A 14,186-nucleotide genomic window follows, 5' to 3' on the forward strand; every position below is an offset into this window, starting at 1 on the left:
TCGCCGAGGTCAACGACGAGCGCGACGCTGACGGCCGCCCTGCGCGGCCTCGCCGGCGCCAACGAGGCGCCCGGCCGCGAGGGCCCCGGCCTCGGCAGCTGGCGCTGGACCATGCGGCAGCGGATGGCCGCCGTCCGCGACGCCCTGCTCGAGGAGCTCCCGCCCGGGACCGACGGGTCCGGCGAGGGCTGGCTCGCCGCCCGCGGCGGCACTGCCTTCCGCGAGCGCAACGCCCTCCTCATGCGCCTGGGCACCCTCGGCTCCCGCGTCCTCGAGGAGCCCGACATCGGCCCGGTCCGCGCCGAGGTCGCCCGCCTGGTCGCCGACGTCACCCACCACGTCCAGCGGGTCAACGACCTCGCCTACGACGCCGTGGAGCTCGAGCTCGGCGGCAGCGAGTAGCAGGCCCTACCCGTCCTCGCTCGTCGTCGGATCGGACTACCAGGCGGTAACGGCTAGCGTCGCCGACATGGTCCGGGAGCAGCGCGTCGACATCGTCGCCGAGATGGTCGCCAACGTGCTCGAGGTCCTCGTCGGACCCGGTGACGCGGTCGCCGTGGGCGACGAGGTCGCCCTGATGGAGTCGATGAAGATGGAGATCCCCGTCGTCGCCGAGACCGCCGGCACCGTCCAGGCCGTCAAGGTCGCGCCGGGCGACGTCGTCCAGGAGGGCGACGTCCTCCTCACCCTCGCCGTCTAGGTCCGTCCCGGCCGTCCCGGCGGCCCGTCTAGGATCTTCCCGTCCGGTGCCTCGCGCGCCGGGCACGGAGGGGTGCCGGAGCGGCCGATCGGAACCGCCTTGAAAGCGGTCGTGGGGAGACCCACCGCGGGTTCGAATCCCGCCCCCTCTGCGTTGGTCTGGTCGGAGCTGGTGCTCCCTCGCGCGGCGGGCCCGCGCTGCCTGGTAGCCGCTCCCCGCCCGTCGGGCTTTGCGGGCCCGGCCCGCGCGGGGGTCCGCACCACTCCTCCGTGCGCCGTGTGGTCGGGTCCTCGTGTGGCCCGGGCGCCTGCGCCCATTACTTCCATCTGGTCAGGGTCGCGATCCAGCCTGCGCCCGATCGCCTCCGGCGCGTCGGTCTCTTTAGAGCAGGGCCTTGCCCCTGGCGGGCTCGGGGCGGAGGGCCGAGGCCTGCTCGGCGGCGCGGCTGCGGCGCCCGCGCGAGCCGCGGGTCTCGCCGGTGAGGAGGAGGTCGAGGCGGATGACGACGAACCCGATGACGAGACCGACGACCAGGCCGTAGACGACCGACAGGACGCTCTCGGAGCGCTCGATGGCCGGGTTGGCCAGCGAGTTGGCGACGGCGGAGGTGGCGGCAGCGCCGAAGGCGCAGATCCACCAGCCCTGCCGGCGCCGGGCGCGCATGTGGCACCCGTAGGCCAGGGCGGGTACGCCGAGCACGGACACGATCGGGCGTGGGAAGGCGCCGAGCTCGCGGCGGCTCCACCCCACGGCGTCGAGCAGCGTGGAGACCAGCTCGGGGGTGCCGTAGCGCCGCAGCAGCTCGGCGTACAGCAGGGTCGCGGTGAGCAGGACGCCGCCGACGACCACGATGACGACGCCGCGGCGGCCGAGGCCGTGGAGGCCCGCGCCGAGGCGGTAGACGACGGCGAAGGCGCCGATCATCGAGAGGCCGAAGGTGGCGTACTCGAAGCGGGTGACGGTGATCGTCGGCTCGAACCCGAGCGTCGCGAGCGCGCCGACCGCCGCGATCGCCACGGCCAGGACGCACTCGCGGGCCGCGCGCCAGTAGGTCACCGCGGGCACGGTCGCCATCACGCCGAGCACGGCGGCGACCGCTGCGGTCGTGACGGCGGCGCCGGTGCGGAGCGCGTCCTCGTCGACGAGCAGGGCCGCGACGCCGATCGCCACCGCGAGCGTGCCGAAGACGACGGGGCGGCCGCCGGTGCGGGCCGCCAGCGCCCAGGAGTACGCCGCCACGACGACCACGCTGCCGGCGCCGCCGAGCCAGTGCGGCCCGACCGGCACCATCGCGCAGACGAGCGCCGCGAGTCCCGCCGCGACGAGGACGAACCACGCCGCGACCGGGGCGCGGCTCTCGCCGAACGCGGTGACGCGGTCCTCCCAGGTGCGCCGGGCCGGGCGGGGCTCTGCCGCGTCGGACGCGTCAGGCTCGTCGACCACGGCAGACTCGGCCGGCGCCGACGTGAGCAGCGTGCCGGCGGCGGGCGTCGGGGGTGCCCCGGCGCGACGTCGACCGGCTGCTCTGGACACGATCCCGAAGGCTACAGCCGGGGTCAGAGACGCCGGTTGCGGAGCGAGGGGTTGGTACGGCGCGCCTCGTCGAGCACGTCGCGGCGCAGCTCGGCGCGCACGACCTCGGGACCGTCGCCGGCCTCTACGAGCACGTCGCCGAGCGGGTCGACGGCCATCGAGTGGCCCGAGTAGCGGGGCCCGGGCTGGCCGGCCGCGACGACGAAGACGGTGTTCTCGATCGCGCGGGCCCGCAGCAGCGTGCGCCAGTGGTCGACCTTGCGCTCCCCCGCCACCCACGCCGCGGGCACGACCACGACCTCGGCGCCCGCGTCGACGAGCAGCCGCGTCATCTCGGGGAACCGCAGGTCGTAGCAGGTCATCACGCCGACCGCCCAGCCCGCGACCGTCACCACGACGGGCGCCGGATCGCCGGCCACCAGCCGGTCGGACTCGCGGTAGCCGAACGAGTCGTAGAGGTGGATCTTGCGGTAGGACGCGTTCTCGGGGCCGCGCACGACGAGGGTGTTGAAGGGCCGCCCGGGGTCGTGGCTGGTCTCGAACTGCCCGGCCACGAGGGTCGTACGACGGGCGCCGGCGACGCGCGCGACCTCGGTCGCGAACGCGCCCGTGACCGGCTCGGCGAAGGCGCTGACGTCGGAGCCGGCCTCGCCGAAGTCGCGGGCGAAGGCCTCGGGCCACACCACCAGGTCGGTGTCGTCGGGGGTCAGGGCGTCGAGCCGGGCGCGGTTGGTCTCGGGGTCGAGCCCGGAGGCCTCCTGCACCAGCGCGATGCGCATCACGTCGGTCTGATCGGCTGCCATCCCTCCAGGGTGGCACGCTGGGGTCCGTGGACCTGCCCGTGGACCTGGACGCCTACTGCGCGATCGTGCTCGCGGGCGGCCAGGCGATCCGGCTCGGTGGCTTCGACAAGGCGACCGTCGAGGTCGACGGGCGGTCGCTGCTCGCCCACGCGCTCGAGGCCGTCATCGACGCCTCCGAGGTGGTCGTCGTCGGCGAGCAGATCCCGACCGACCGCCCCGTGACCTTCGTCGTCGAGAGCCCCCGCTGGGGCGGCCCCGTCGCGGGCCTGCTGACCGGCTGCGACTCCCTGCTCCGTCGTACGACGTCCGTGGCCGTCCTGGCCGTCGACATGCCCTGGGTGACCTCGGGGACGCTCCGCCGGCTGCGCGAGGCCGTGCCGGGCCACGACGGCGCCGTGCTGGTCGATCCCGACGGCCGCCGCCAGCTCGCGTTCGTGGTCGACCGCGACCGGCTCGAGGCGGTCCGCCCCGACCACGAGGGCCAGCACAACCACCCGCTGCACCGGCTGCTCACGCGGCTCGACCTCGCCGAGGTGCCCGCCACGGGCCGCGAGCACCGCGACATCGACACCTGGGCCGACCTCCGGGACACCCGGGATCTTGCGGACTGACGCTCACCGTGGAAAGGGTGGACCCGTGAACCTCCACGACTGGATCGACGAGCTGTGTGACGTGCTCGACCTCGAGACCGAGGTCGACGAGGGGCTGCTGACCGACCTGGCCGAGCTGACCCACGACAAGGTCGACGCCCACGCCGGGCCGGTGACCGCCTACCTGCTGGGCTACGCCGCCGGCGGGCGCGGCGCCGGGCCCGTGACGATCGAGCGCCTCGCCGGCAAGGCGCAGGAGCTGGCCGAGAGCTGGGACCGCCCCGCGGACGCTCCCGACCCCGACGACATCGACGACCCGATCCCTGAGGACACCACGATCGACCACACGGTCGACCTCGAGGGCGACGACGACGATGACGACGACTCCGACTCCGACTCCGACGAGACCCAGGACGCCGGGGACACGAAGTGAGGGCCGTCGTCGCCGACGGCGCGGGCGGTCCCGAGATCCTGTCGGTCCAGGAGGTCCCCGACGTCGAGCCCGGTCCGGGCGAGGTCGCGATCGACGTCGCGGCGACGGCGGTCAACCGCGCCGACACCCTGCAGCGCAAGGGCTTCTATCCCCCGCCGCCCGGGGCCAGCGAGACCATCGGGCTCGAGTGCAGCGGCACCGTCTCGGCGGTCGGTGACGGCGTCGACGGCTGGTCCGTCGGCGACGAGGTCTGTGCCCTGCTCGCCGGCGGCGGCTACGCCTCGCGGGTCGTCGTACCGGCCGGGCAGGTGATGCCGGTCCCCGCCGGCGTCGACCTGGTCCACGCGGCCGCGCTGCCCGAGGTGGCGTGCACGGTGTGGTCCAACGTGTTCATGGTGGCGGGGCTGAAGCCCACCGAGTCGTTCCTCGTCCACGGCGGCGCCGGCGGGATCGGCACCTTCGCCATCCAGCTCGCCCACGCGCTCGGCTCCCAGGTCCTGACGACCGGCGGGACCCCCGAGAAGCTGAGGTTCTGCGCCGACCTCGGCGCCGACGTCACCATCAACTACCACGACGAGGACTTCGTCGAGGTCGTCCGCGAGGCCACCGACGGCGACGGCGTCGACGTCATCCTCGACAACATGGGCGCCTCCTACCTGTCCCGCAACCTCGAGGCCCTGGCCACCGAGGGACGCCTGGTCGTCATCGGCATGCAGGGCGGCACCAAGGCCGAGCTCGACCTCTCCCAGCTGCTCGCCAAGCGGGCGGCCGTGATCGCGACGTCGCTGCGCGCGCGGCCGGTCGCCAACAAGGCTGCGATCGTCGCCTCGGTCCTCGAGCACGTGTGGCCGCTGGTCGCCGACGGCACCATCCGGCCGATCGTCGAGCAGACGCTCACGCTCGACGATGTCCAGAAGGCCCACGAGCTGATGGACGCCGGGAGCCACACCGGCAAGATCGTGCTGACTGTCTGACGGCGCCCCGGCGCCCTCCGGTGGGGCTGGCCCCGGTGGATACCGTGGGGCCATGAGCGAGCAGCAGCAGCAGCCCGACCCGCAGGCCGCCGAGCAGGAGCAGCAGGTGGTCATCATCGGCCCCGACGGCAAGGCGATCGGCGCCGTGCCCGCCTCCGCGCTGGCTGGCGTCGGCCAGGCCGCCGGGGACGGCGACGACGACGGGGAGGGCGAGGGCCGCAACCTCACCGACCTCGTCGAGCAGCCGGCCAAGGTGATGCGGATCGGGAGCATGATCCGTCAGCTCCTCGAGGAGGTGAAGGCGGCGCCGCTCGACGAGGCCAGCCGGGCCCGCCTCAAGGAGATCCACGCGTCGTCGATCAAGGAGCTCGAGCAGGGCCTGGCTCCCGAGCTCGTCGAGGAGCTGCAGCGGCTGTCGCTGCCCTTCGCCGACGGCGTGCCCTCCGAGGGCGAGCTGCGGATCGCGCAGGCCCAGCTCGTGGGCTGGCTCGAGGGTCTCTTCCACGGCATCCAGACCGCGATCTATGCCCAGCAGATGGCCGCGCGCGCCCAGTTCGAGCAGATCCGCCGCGCCCTGCCGCCCGGAATGGGCATGCCCGGCCAGCCCGGCGCGGAGCAGCCCGGCGCCCCGCAGCAGCCGGCCGAGGACGGTCCCGGCACGGGCGGGATGTACCTCTAGCCGAGCCGTCAGGCCTTGCGGCCCATCCGCCGGGCGACGAGCAGGCCCAGCACACCGACGATGACCAGCGCCAGGCCCGGCGCGGCCGAGCGGTCGAACGACGAGCCGTCCTGGAGCGCGTCGCAGGAGCTGCGGTCGTCGAGCTCGACGGAGTCACCGGTGTCGGGGCAGCGGTAGTCGACCTCGTCGAGCGGGGCGGCGGGCTCCTCCTCGGCGCCCGGAGCGACCCCCTCACCGAACTCGGCGACCACGCCGTCGAGCACGGTCTCGTCGGCGACGACGGCGCCCTTGCACACGTCGACGACGTACTCGCCTCCGTCGACCGTCGCGTCGAAGACCCGCAGCTGCTTGTCGATCGTGGGTACGGCGGGCGAGGTCGGCGACCCGGGGGACGGCGAGGTCGTGCTCGTGGGCGCGGCGGGCGTCGTCGGCTCCCCGGCGCGCTCCTGCTGGGCGGCACCGGACTGGCCGGAGCCGTTGGCCTGGCCCTGGTTGGCCTGACCCTGGCCGACCCCGGAGCCGGCGGCCCGGCAGCTCTCGAGCGCGATCTGCGAGCGCACGGTGACCCGGCTGGTGGTGATGGTCCCCTCGAAGACCCGCGACACGGCGACCTGGTAGCGGCGGATCGGCACGGGGCCGGTGAAGTCCTTGCGCGGCACCCGCACGAAGGTGCCGGTGAACACGACGCGCTCGCCGTCGGCCAGGCCGGCGGCGACCGCCGGGGCCGGCCTCGACGACGCGGCGTGGGCGGTGCCGGCAGGCACCCAGGCGAGCAGCAGCCCGGCGGCGAGCGCACCGAGCAGCGTCACCGCGAGGGCGCGCCCTGCGGCACGCCACGCAGCACGACGGGCGGCGCGGGGGGCGGGGTTCACGCGGACCATCACAACAGATCGGGGGTGATCGGGACCAGTCGGGCCAGCGTCTGCGCGACGCCGTCGGCGTCGTGGCCGGGTGCGACGTGGTCGGCGCCGGCGAGCACCGTGGGGTGGGCGTTGGCGACCGCGTAGGACGTGCCGGCCCAGGCCAGCATCGCCAGGTCGTTGGGCATGTCGCCGAAGGCGACGGCGTCGGCGGATGGCACGCCGAGGCCGTCGCAGACCTCGGCCAGGGCGGCGGCCTTGGTGACGCCGGTGGCGCTGATCTCGACCAGTCCGGGCATCGACCAGGTCACGGTGGCGGCGTCCCCGACGGCGGCGGCGACGCGCTCCTGGAGCTCGGCGGGCTCGAGGCCGGGTCCGCGGACGAGCACCTTGGTGACGCTGTCGCTCCACAGCTCGGCGACCGGACCGACACGGTCGGTGAGGTCCTCCTTGAACTGGGCCGTCTCGATCGCGATGCCACCCAGGTCCTCGAACGCGAAGAGCGCCCCGGGCACGGCGGTCCGGATCGTCTCGACCACCGCCAGCCCGGCGGCGCGCTCGATGCCGTGGAGACGGCGTACCTCACCGGCGGCGACGTCGTAGACGACCGCACCGTTGCCGGCGATCGCGAGCCCGTGGGCGCCGACCATCTCCCACAGGTGGGTCATCCAGCGCAGCGGCCGGCCGGAGACGAAGACCACCGGCACGCCGGCGTCCTCGACCGCCGCCAGCACGCGCCGGGTGGCGCCCGAGACGGTGCCGTCGGAGCGCAGGAGGGTGCCGTCGAGGTCGCTGGCCACCAGGCCCGGGGCGCTCACGAGGCGGGCAGGGGGCGGGCCATCACCAGCAGGCCCTCGTCGTCGCTGCCGCGCAGGTCGGTGAAGCCGGCCTTGGCCAGGACCCGGACGCTGGCGCGGTTGGTGGGCTCGGTGCGCGCGCGGACGCGTACGCCGACCCGGTCGGTCTCGGCCAGCACGCACCGCAGGGCCTCGGTGGCGACGCCGCGACCGCGCGCGTCCGCGACGAGGCCGTAGCCGACCTCGACCTCGTCGTCCTCCGGCGGGCCGAAGAAGCCGAGCGAGCCGACGGCCAGCGCGTCGAGGACGACGTGGCGCGGGCCCCAGGTGCTGACGTCACGGACCATCGACGCGGCGTCGAGGTCGTCCTGGCGCGGGTAGTCGGGGTGCCAGCGGTCCTGGCGGCGACCGGCCCGCATGTCCTCGGCGTCGGCGACCGTGACGAGGATGAGCCGGAGCCGCTCGGTGCTCAGCCGCTCCGGGAGCTCCGGCCCGGGGCCCGCCTCGGTCACGGGAACCAGCGCTCGAGCTCGACCGCCGCGCCGTCGTCGTAGACCGTCTCGGTCACGTGGTCGGCGGCCTCGAGCACGAGCTCGACGGCCTGACCCATCGCCACCCCGCGGCCGGCCCAGCGGAGCATCTCGATGTCGTTGCGCCCGTCGCCGATCGCCAGGACGTCGGCGGCGGTGAGGCCGAGCTCGGTGCAGACGTGGTCGAGCCCGGACGCCTTGGACACACCGACCGGGGTGAGGTCGAGCCAGGCGGTCCAGCCGACGACGTAGTCGGTGCCGTGGAGGCCGAGCCCGGCGGCCAGGGCGACGAAGTCGTCGGCGGTGGCGTCGGGGTCGCGGATGATCACGCGGCTCACCGGCAGGGCGACGAGGTCGTCGACCTCGGTCACGAACATCTCGCCCGACAGCTCCCCGTCGGGGAAGGGCGTGGTCACGCGGTAGCCCTGGCCGCGCTCCTCGATGGCCACCCGCGCCGTGGGGCGCTCTTGCAGGATCGCGCGGACGGCCGGGCCCGCGTCGAAGGTCTCCTCGACGACGACGTCGACCTCGCCCCCGGGCAGGTAGCGGAAGACGACCGCGCCGTTGCTCGCGACGACCCACAGCCGGTCGTCACCCTGGCCGGGCAGCCCGAGCAGGTCGGCGATGGCGGTCATCCCGTGCGGCGAGCGGCCCGACGACAGCACGACGTGGGCGCCGGCAGCGTGGGCGCGGTGGATCGCGTCGTGGACCCGCGGCGAGACCTCCTCGTGGACCGTCCCGGCGCCCTCGATCCACTTCAGGAGCGTGCCGTCGATGTCGAGCGCCACGAGTCGCGGCGTCCAGCCGATCTCGCCGCTCATGGGAGGTCCGTCGTGGTCGTCATGGGAGGACCAGCCTAGAGCGGGGCTGTTTCCCGGGGGACGCGGTGGGGGAGGAGGCCCGGCAGCGTCCACTCGGGCCGCTCCGGTGCGACCGGCTCCCCCCGGCGTCGTACCGACTCAGCAGAGGAGGGGACCGCCATGGGTTGGACGGCCGAACAGCTGGCCATGCACACCGGGGAGCTCATCAAGGACGCCGGCCTGCTCGACGACGCCGGCCGCGCGTTCCTCGACGCGGCCGCCCACGTCAGCGGGATCTCGCCCGACTCCGCGATGTCCCGAGAGGGAGGCCTGGGCATCGGCGACCACGGGCCCGCCGCCCAGTTCCGGGCCGTGATCGCCGTCCTCGACGCCAACGCGAGCAGCGTGGGCCAGGACCTCGTCGACGTCGGCTTCATCCTGCAGCAGATGGTGCGCGACGTGAGCGGCGTCGACGAGGCGGCCGAGTCGGGACTCAAGGACATCGCCTCGCGCCTCGAGGGGTGCCACCGATGAGCGCCGAGCTGCGCAAGGCCGTGGACTCCCTCGCCCGCACCGCCGCGATCGTCCACCTCTGGTCCAAGGAGCTGGAGGACAACTTCTTCGACATCTGGCCGATCCAGCCCGACGAGGTCCCCGGCGTCTTCGAGCCCTTCCTGTCGATGCCGACGGAGAAGTCGTTCGAGCCGCTCATCACCGAGGTCACCTCCGCGATGGCGCTCGTCAGCAACGGCACGGGCGGAGCGGGTGCCGAGCTGCTGCGCGGCTTCACCGGCGCCAACCCGGCGATGGGCTACGTCTCCCAGGTCGGCCACGACGTGACCCGGTGGGAGGGAGCGGCCCAGGCGGCCTTCGACGACATCTACGCCGGCCCGTTCGAGGTCCCGGTCCGGCCCAACCAGTTCCTCTGCCTGGCCGTGCTGCGCTCGTCGCTCTTCGCCGAGGCCGCGATCTGGAAGGAGGCCGAGCGCAGCGTCCTCGACCTGGTCCAGCAGGCCGAGAAGGCGCTCTACGCCGCGATCGAGGACGACGGCAGCGACTGGGGCTTCGCGCTGACGGTCATCGGCGCGGTCGCCGGCGTCGTCTCGACGGTGCTGTCGGGGGGTACGACGGCCCCCGTCGTCTTCTCGGTCATCTCGGCCGCGGCCGGTGTGGGCTCGGCGGCGGTCGGCGAGACGCAGCAGGCCCCGGGCGCCCTGCCCGGCATGGTCGTCGCCGGGATGCTCGACGGCGTCGACACGATCAAGCGCGCCATCACCGCGCAGGAGACCAAGGTGCGCGACGGGCTCGACGACTTCCTCGGCGCACTCGAGCAGAGCGCCCCCCACCTGGTCTTCCAGCGCTCCTCGCTGACCGAGCGCCCCGGCGTGCTCGAGGTGCCGGCGTGACGGTGCTGGAGTCGGTCGAGGCCGACGGCATCCGGGTCACCGTGACCGCCCGCGACCGCGCCGCCCACGTCGAGGCGACCGTGCCCGACCGGCTGGCCGACGAGCTGGGCTACGACGTCCTCGAGGCCCGGCTGGCGCTGCTGGGCACCCGCCTGCTGACGGCGTACGCCGACGCGCGCCGCTCGGCCGTGACGGCCGGGCTCCGGTCCGACCCGCGACCGCTCTCGGCCCGCGACCGCGACGCCGCCGACCGGATCGCGGCGTCCGTCGTCGAGGCCCGCTCCCCCGACGGGCTCGTCACCGTCACCCTGGTCGGCGGTCGTGCCGTGACGGTCGTCCTCGATGACCAAAGCGCCGACGAGGCGCTCGACAGCGGCGCCGACCACGGCCCCGACGGCGCGCTCGGCCGGGCCGTCGGCCGCGCGCTGAGCGCCGCGCTGGCGGAGCAGCGTGTGGCGTCGTACCGGATCCGCTGCCAGGTCTTCGGCCGCAAGGCCGCCCCCGTCAGCCGAGGGGCTTGAGGACCTCGAGGCCACCGAGGTAGGGCTGCAGCGCCTGCGGCACCCGGACCGACCCGTCCGCCTGCTGGTGGGTCTCGAGCAGCGCGATGATCGGCCGGTTGGTCGAGCAGAGCGTCCCGTTGAGGGTCGCCACCGGCGTGGTGTCGCCCCCGGTGCCGCGGGTGCGGATGTCGAGGCGACGGCTCTGGAAGTCGGTGCAGTTGGACGTCGAGGTCAGCTCGCGGAAGCGGCCCTGCGACGCGATCCACGCCTCGCAGTCGAACTTGCGCTGGGCCGAGGTGCCGAGGTCGCCGGCCGCCACGTCGATGACGCGGTAGTGGAGCTCGAGCTTGTCCATGAACTCCTTCTCCCACGCGAGCAGCCGCTGGTGCTCGGCGTAGGACTCCTCGACGGTCGTGTAGACGAACATCTCGACCTTGTCGAACCAGTGAACCCGGAAGATGCCGCGGGTGTCCTTGCCGTGCGAGCCGGCCTCCTTGCGGAAGCAGGGGCTGTAGGCGGCGTAGCGCAGCGGCAGCGCGCCGCCGTCGAGGATCTCGTCGGCGTGGAACGCCGCCATCGGCACCTCGGAGGTGCCGACGAGGTAGAGGTCCTGGCCCTCGATGCGATAGACGTCGTCGGCCGCCTGGCCGAGGAAGCCGGTGCCCTCCATGGCGCGCGGCTTGACCAGCGACGGGGGGATGACCTCGATGAAGCCGTTGGCGGCGGCCAGGTCCATCGCCATGTTGACCAGGGCGCGGTGGAGGCGGGCGCCGATGCCGGTGAAGAAGTAGAAGCGCGAGCCCGAGACCTTGGCGCCGCGCTCGAGGTCGATCGCGCCCAGCATCCGGCCGAGGTCGACGTGGTCGCGCGGCTCGAAGTCGAACTCGGGCTTGGTGCCGATCGTCTCGAGCACCACGAAGTCGTCCTCGCCCCCGGCGGGCGCCTCGTCGGCGGCCGGGTTGGGGATCGCGAGGATGGCGTCGTTCCACGCCTCCTCGGCGGCGACGCGGGCGGCCTCTGCGTCCTTGACCTCGGCCGAGAGGGTCTTGGTCTGGGCGAGCAGGGCCTGCTTCTCCTCGCCCTGCGCCTTCGGGATCTGCGCGCCGAGCGACTTCTGCTCCGCGCGCTTGGCCTCGAACGATGCGATCGCCTGGCGACGGGCGGTGTCGGCGGACAGCGCCCGGTCGACCACCTCGTCGGACAGACCGCGCTTGGCCTGGGCGGCACGTACGCGGTCGGGGTCGTCACGGAGGAGGCGGGCGTCGATCATGGTGCCGAGGCTATCCGCCGTACGGCGGTCGGCTCACGTCAGTTGCGGTTCGTCATACTTGGCCGTCCCGGCCTACCCACCAGTACGAAGGATCCGCGTTGCTCGACCGCCCCCGTACGTCCCGGCTCGGCTGGGCCCTGGCGTGCCTGCTGCTGTTCGGCCTGATCGCCGTCTCGGTGCAGCAGGACTGGAGCTGGATCGTCGACGTCGACCACCGGGGGCGCTCCGCTCGCGAGTGGGCGCTCGACGACCGCGGCCTGCGCGGGGCCCTGCTCGTCGTCGAGGACCTCTTCGCGACCGTCGGGATGACGGTCTACACCTGCCTGCTCGCGGCGGGCCTGTGGGCCAAGAACCACCGGCGGGCCGCCGTCTTCGTGGTCGGCGTCATGCTGGCGACCTCCCTCCTCACGACCGGGGCCAAGCTCCTCTTCGGACGCGCGCGACCGGAGTGGCAGGACCTCGAGGAGCTGCTCGACAGCAAGTCGTTCCCCTCGGGTCACGCCTCCTCGGCCGCGGCGCTGGCCGGGATCGTCGTCGTGCTGGTGGTGATGCTCGTGCGCCGCGGCGCCATCCGCCGGCTGCTCTCGGGGGTCGCGGTGCTGCTGGCCGTCGCAGTCGCGCTCGACCGGGTGCTGCTCGGGCGCCACTACCCGTCGGACGTCGTGGCCGGGGCCCTGCTCGGCACGGCCGTCGTGCTCGTCGGGCTCGTCGTCTACAGCCCGCTGCCGGTCAGCCACGCGCTCGGGAGCGAGCCCCTGCCCCAGGCGCTCCCCTCCTCCAAGCGGCTCGCGGTCGTGCTCAACCCGATCAAGGTCGAGGACGTCGAGGTCTTCAAGACCACCGTCATCGCGATGGCGCGCGCGGCCGGCTGGCGCGACCCGACCTGGCACCTGACCACCCCCGAGGACTCCGGCACCGGCCAGGCCGAGGAGGCCTCCGTCGCGGGCGCCGACCTGGTCATCGTCTGCGGCGGCGACGGCACCGTGCGCGAGGTCGCCGCCGAGCTCGCCGGCACCGGTATCCCGGTCGGCATCATCCCCGCCGGCACCGGCAACCTGCTGGCCCGCAACCTCGACATCCCGCTCTACATCCGGGCCGCCATCGACATCGCCCTCACCGGCCAGGACCGCGCCATCGACATGGTCGCCGTCACCGGCGACCGGCCGGCCGACCCCCACGGCGAGGTCGTCGACGAGGACGCGGACGGGGTGCCGGAGAGGTTCGAGAGCCACTTCATGGTGATGGCCGGCATGGGCTTCGACGCCGCGATCATGGAGGGCGTCAACGAGGACATCAAGAAGAAGGTCGGCTGGCTCGCCTACGTGCTGTCGGCGTTGAAGTCGCTGATGTTCCCCGTCACCCGGGTCGAGATCTCGATCGACGGCGCCGACTACACCAAGCACCGCGCCCGCACGATCGTCGTCGGCAACGTCGGCTACCTCCAGGCCGGCATGCCCCTGCTCCCCGACGCCGCCATCGACGACGGCCAGCTCGACGTCGTCCTGCTCTACCCGCGCCGCTTCCTGTCCTGGATCCCGCTAGCCGTCCGCGTGCTCGCCAAGCGCTCCCGCACCGACGACACCATCAACCGGATGACCGGCCGCACCGTCTCGATCCGCGCCAGCGTCGACACCCCCCGCCAGCTCGACGGCGACTCGATCGGCCCCGGCCGCGAGCTGCACATGGAGTGCATCCACGGGCGCCTGCTCGTGCGCGTCCCCCGCTGACCCAGCGACCACCCACACCTCGCCCCCACGGTGGTCGAGCCGGGCGAGCCCCCGGCGAGCCCGCGTCGAGACCCCTGCCACCGACCCACCCCACCCCACCCACCAGCACCCAAGAAGTTCTCTACAGAACTCTCGACAACACTTTCGAATAACCGCATGCAGGCGTAGAATCGGGCCATGCCCACCACCCGCCAGCTCACCGACCCGGCCCTCGCCGCGGTCGCCGCAGCCGACGAATGGGCACGCCAAGCCGAGGTCGCCAAGCTCCTCGCCACCCTCGACTGGGCCACCACCCATGAGGCCACCGGCCCGGCCACCGAACCCGGCACACCCGGGCTCCAGCTCGGCGGACCCGGCTGCCCCTGGATCAGCGAGTACGACACCTGGGACCTCGCCTGCACCCTCGGACTCTCCGCCGGCTCCGTGACCCACTACCTCGGCAACGCCCTCGAGCTCCGCTACCGACTCCCCCTGCTGTGGCAACGCGTCCTCGACCTCGAGGTCCCCCTGTGGCGCGCGGTCCGCATCGCCGAACGCACCCAGTGCCTACCCCTCGAAGGCGCCGCCCAGGTCGACCACGA

The 14,186-nt window shown here is 73.8% G+C and carries 17 protein-coding genes, 1 tRNA gene and 1 pseudogene; 12 read left to right on the plus strand and 7 right to left on the minus strand.

Annotated elements, in window-relative coordinates; all coding sequences use genetic code 11:
- From Q7T52_RS08405 to Q7T52_RS08415, 3 genes are all read left to right on the plus strand, one after another.
- Positions 1 to 402, plus strand: a 402-nt coding sequence (locus Q7T52_RS08405; RefSeq protein ID WP_304801346.1) for a hypothetical protein, incomplete at its 5' end; no start/stop codon positions are given.
- A gap of 67 nt (positions 403 to 469) precedes the next feature.
- Positions 470 to 700 carry a biotin/lipoyl-binding carrier protein gene (locus tag Q7T52_RS08410; protein ID WP_304801348.1) on the plus strand — a complete coding sequence of 77 codons (231 nt, stop codon included), beginning with the start codon at positions 470 to 472 and terminating at the stop codon, positions 698 to 700.
- A 66-nt stretch (positions 701 to 766) separates the two neighbouring features.
- A tRNA-Ser gene (locus Q7T52_RS08415) sits at positions 767 to 851 on the plus strand.
- 230 nt (positions 852 to 1,081) lie between these two features.
- Here the strand turns inward: Q7T52_RS08415 and Q7T52_RS08420 are convergent.
- The gene (locus Q7T52_RS08420; RefSeq protein ID WP_304801350.1) at positions 1,082 to 2,233 is read right to left on the minus strand and encodes a hypothetical protein; all 1,152 of its coding nucleotides are present in this window, start codon (positions 2,231 to 2,233) and stop codon (positions 1,082 to 1,084) included.
- A 23-nt stretch (positions 2,234 to 2,256) separates the two neighbouring features.
- Positions 2,257 to 3,036 carry a nitrilase-related carbon-nitrogen hydrolase gene (locus Q7T52_RS08425; protein WP_304801352.1) on the minus strand — a complete coding sequence of 260 codons (780 nt, stop codon included), beginning with the start codon at positions 3,034 to 3,036 and terminating at the stop codon, positions 2,257 to 2,259.
- A gap of 26 nt (positions 3,037 to 3,062) precedes the next feature.
- Between Q7T52_RS08425 and Q7T52_RS08430 the strand changes: the two genes are divergently transcribed.
- From Q7T52_RS08430 to Q7T52_RS08445, 4 genes are read left to right on the plus strand one after another with little or no spacing between them, the layout of a single operon-like run.
- Positions 3,063 to 3,647 (plus strand): molybdenum cofactor guanylyltransferase, encoded by a 585-nt coding sequence (locus tag Q7T52_RS08430; protein WP_304801354.1) that lies wholly within the window; start codon positions 3,063 to 3,065, stop codon positions 3,645 to 3,647.
- A 25-nt stretch (positions 3,648 to 3,672) separates the two neighbouring features.
- The gene (locus Q7T52_RS08435) at positions 3,673 to 4,059 is read left to right on the plus strand and encodes a DUF6457 domain-containing protein (RefSeq protein WP_304801355.1); all 387 of its coding nucleotides are present in this window, start codon (positions 3,673 to 3,675) and stop codon (positions 4,057 to 4,059) included.
- Positions 4,056 to 5,033 carry an NAD(P)H-quinone oxidoreductase gene (locus Q7T52_RS08440; protein ID WP_304801358.1) on the plus strand — a complete coding sequence of 326 codons (978 nt, stop codon included), beginning with the start codon at positions 4,056 to 4,058 and terminating at the stop codon, positions 5,031 to 5,033. Before Q7T52_RS08435 ends, Q7T52_RS08440 begins: the two co-directional genes overlap by 4 nt.
- Before the next feature lie 52 nt (positions 5,034 to 5,085).
- Positions 5,086 to 5,712 carry a bacterial proteasome activator family protein gene (locus tag Q7T52_RS08445; protein WP_304801360.1) on the plus strand — a complete coding sequence of 209 codons (627 nt, stop codon included), beginning with the start codon at positions 5,086 to 5,088 and terminating at the stop codon, positions 5,710 to 5,712.
- Positions 5,713 to 5,720: 8 nt separating this feature from the next.
- Here the strand turns inward: Q7T52_RS08445 and Q7T52_RS08450 are convergent, their stop codons facing one another.
- From Q7T52_RS08450 to Q7T52_RS08465, 4 genes are read right to left on the minus strand one after another with little or no spacing between them, the layout of a single operon-like run.
- Positions 5,721 to 6,584 carry a hypothetical protein gene (locus Q7T52_RS08450; RefSeq protein ID WP_304801362.1) on the minus strand — a complete coding sequence of 288 codons (864 nt, stop codon included), beginning with the start codon at positions 6,582 to 6,584 and terminating at the stop codon, positions 5,721 to 5,723.
- Between the two features lie 8 nt (positions 6,585 to 6,592).
- Positions 6,593 to 7,390 (minus strand): Cof-type HAD-IIB family hydrolase, encoded by a 798-nt coding sequence (locus Q7T52_RS08455; protein WP_304801364.1) that lies wholly within the window; start codon positions 7,388 to 7,390, stop codon positions 6,593 to 6,595.
- A complete protein-coding gene (locus tag Q7T52_RS08460) occupies positions 7,387 to 7,881 on the minus strand; it encodes a GNAT family N-acetyltransferase (protein WP_304801366.1) in 495 nt (164 codons plus the stop codon). The genes Q7T52_RS08455 and Q7T52_RS08460 overlap by 4 nt, the downstream gene beginning before the upstream one ends.
- Positions 7,878 to 8,720, minus strand: a complete 843-nt coding sequence (locus Q7T52_RS08465) for an HAD family hydrolase (protein WP_304801368.1) — start codon at positions 8,718 to 8,720, stop codon at positions 7,878 to 7,880. Before Q7T52_RS08465 ends, Q7T52_RS08460 begins: the two co-directional genes overlap by 4 nt.
- A gap of 159 nt (positions 8,721 to 8,879) precedes the next feature.
- On the opposite strand from Q7T52_RS08465, the gene Q7T52_RS08470 reads away from it, so the two are divergent.
- Genes Q7T52_RS08470 through Q7T52_RS08480 form a run of 3 tightly spaced genes read left to right on the plus strand, consistent with a single transcriptional unit; the run spans position 8,880 to position 10,626 of the window.
- A complete protein-coding gene (locus Q7T52_RS08470; protein WP_304801371.1) occupies positions 8,880 to 9,233 on the plus strand; it encodes a hypothetical protein in 354 nt (117 codons plus the stop codon).
- Positions 9,230 to 10,105, plus strand: a complete 876-nt coding sequence (locus tag Q7T52_RS08475) for a hypothetical protein (protein ID WP_304801373.1) — start codon at positions 9,230 to 9,232, stop codon at positions 10,103 to 10,105. The genes Q7T52_RS08470 and Q7T52_RS08475 overlap by 4 nt, the downstream gene beginning before the upstream one ends.
- Positions 10,102 to 10,626 (plus strand): hypothetical protein, encoded by a 525-nt coding sequence (locus Q7T52_RS08480; protein ID WP_304801375.1) that lies wholly within the window; start codon positions 10,102 to 10,104, stop codon positions 10,624 to 10,626. The genes Q7T52_RS08475 and Q7T52_RS08480 overlap by 4 nt, the downstream gene beginning before the upstream one ends.
- Here the strand turns inward: Q7T52_RS08480 and serS are convergent.
- Complete coding sequence (gene serS, locus Q7T52_RS08485; protein ID WP_304801378.1) at positions 10,610 to 11,878, minus strand: serine--tRNA ligase; 1,269 nt, start codon at positions 11,876 to 11,878, stop codon at positions 10,610 to 10,612. The genes Q7T52_RS08480 and serS overlap by 17 nt on opposite strands.
- A gap of 98 nt (positions 11,879 to 11,976) precedes the next feature.
- On the opposite strand from serS, the gene Q7T52_RS08490 reads away from it, so the two are divergent.
- Entirely contained in the window at positions 11,977 to 13,605 is a 1,629-nt protein-coding gene (locus Q7T52_RS08490; protein ID WP_304801380.1) for a diacylglycerol kinase family protein, read from the plus strand.
- Between the two features lie 177 nt (positions 13,606 to 13,782).
- Positions 13,783 to 14,186 (plus strand): annotated as a pseudogene (locus Q7T52_RS08495) (hypothetical protein); the annotation flags it as partial.

It is taken from the genome of Nocardioides sp. (assembly GCF_030655615.1).
Taxonomy (GTDB): domain Bacteria; phylum Actinomycetota; class Actinomycetes; order Propionibacteriales; family Nocardioidaceae; genus Nocardioides.

Coding starts and splice junctions, on each gene's coding strand:
- Q7T52_RS08470 (WP_304801371.1), top strand. CDS start 8,880: ATGGGTTGGACGGCCGAACAGCTGGCCATGCACACCGGGGAGCTCATC.
- Q7T52_RS08410 (WP_304801348.1), top strand. CDS start 470: ATGGTCCGGGAGCAGCGCGTCGACATCGTCGCCGAGATGGTCGCCAAC.
- Q7T52_RS08475 (WP_304801373.1), top strand. CDS start 9,230: ATGAGCGCCGAGCTGCGCAAGGCCGTGGACTCCCTCGCCCGCACCGCC.
- Q7T52_RS08465 (WP_304801368.1), bottom strand. CDS start 8,720: ATGAGCGGCGAGATCGGCTGGACGCCGCGACTCGTGGCGCTCGACATC.
- Q7T52_RS08425 (WP_304801352.1), bottom strand. CDS start 3,036: ATGGCAGCCGATCAGACCGACGTGATGCGCATCGCGCTGGTGCAGGAG.
- serS (WP_304801378.1), bottom strand. CDS start 11,878: ATGATCGACGCCCGCCTCCTCCGTGACGACCCCGACCGCGTACGTGCC.
- Q7T52_RS08445 (WP_304801360.1), top strand. CDS start 5,086: ATGAGCGAGCAGCAGCAGCAGCCCGACCCGCAGGCCGCCGAGCAGGAG.